This is a genomic window from Neisseria sp. P0021.S005, assembly GCF_051956955.1.
Map to the genome: position 1 here is coordinate 1 of NZ_JBQCWY010000774.1, position 1,367 is coordinate 1,367.

Below are 1,367 nucleotides of genomic sequence, written 5' to 3' on the forward strand. Positions count from 1 at the left end.
CCGGTCTAAATAGATATCTTTTTAGGGTAAAACCTCAAAAATCTTTTTAAAAAGAAAGATATTGTCTTATTGAATATTCTGTGCTGAAATTACATGACACTACAAAAAGTAGTGCATAAAAAAATAAAACAGACAAAGGAGAAAGCCATGCAATTGTTTTTAGACAATCTTAAAGCCTTTTTCGAAACCATCAGCGGCTGGGTCTGGGGACCTATTATGTTGATGCTGCTGGTTGGTACGGGCATTTTGCTGACCGTTTTGCTGAAAGGCTTGCAGTTCACCATGTTGGGTTATGCTCTGAAACAGGCGTTTGTGCCGTCAAAGAAGCATGAAAACGGCGAAGACCACGAAGGCGATATTTCCCATTTTGCGGCGTTGATGACCGCGCTGTCTGCCACCATCGGTACGGGTAACATTGCCGGTGTGGCGACTGCGGTGGTAACCGGCGGCCCGGGCGCGGTATTTTGGATGTGGATGACCGCCATTTTCGGTATGGCCACCAAATACGGCGAGGGCGTGTTGGCGGTGAAATACCGCGTCACCAATTCCAAAGGCGAAATGTCCGGCGGCCCGATGTATTACATCGAAAAAGGCTTGGGCAAAAACTGGAAATGGATGGCCGTCGCATTTGCGCTGTTCGGCACATTTGCTTCCTTCGGTATCGGCAGCTCGGTGCAGTCCAACTCGGTTGCGCAGGCAGTGCAAACCAGCTTCGGTGTCGAACCTGCCTACACAGGCGTGATATTGACCGTATTAACGGCCATTGTACTTTTGGGCGGCATTAAGGGCATCGCCAAAGCCGCGTCCTTTATCGTGCCTGCCATGGCAGTGTTTTATGTAGTAGGCGGTATTGCCATTATCGTGATTAATTCCGATGTATTGATGCCCGCCGTCAAACTGATTTTCTCCGATGCGTTTAGCGCGCAAGCCGTGGCAGGCGGCGCCATCGGTACGGTCATCCGCTACGGCGTGGCGCGCGGCGTGTTCTCCAACGAGGCAGGTATGGGTTCTGCGCCGATTGCCGCCGCCGCCGCGAAAACCGACCACCCCGTCCGCCAGGCTTTGGTTTCCATGACCGGTACTTTTTTGGATACCATCGTTGTCTGCTCGATTACCGGTATCGTGTTGGTCATGGGTCTGCTCGGCGCAGGTGGCGAGTTTGTCAAACCTGAATTGAGCGGCGCGGCGCTGACAACCGTCACTTTCCAAAAAATGCTGCCCGGTATCGGCGGCTGGATTGTCACCATCGGCCTGATTTTCTTTGCCTACTCAACCATTCTCGGCTGGTGTTATTACGGCGAGAAATGCGCGGTTTACGTCTTCGGCGAGAAGTTTGCCGGTTTGTACCGCGTTGGTTATGTTTCTTC

1 protein-coding gene is annotated in these 1,367 nt (G+C 51.7%); it reads left to right on the forward strand.

What is annotated here, in order from left to right:
* Positions 1–147 precede the first annotated feature (147 nt).
* Positions 148–1,367 (forward strand): alanine/glycine:cation symporter family protein (locus ACTHUE_RS19175; RefSeq protein WP_440424187.1); only part of this gene is annotated, 1,220 nt, incomplete at its 3' end.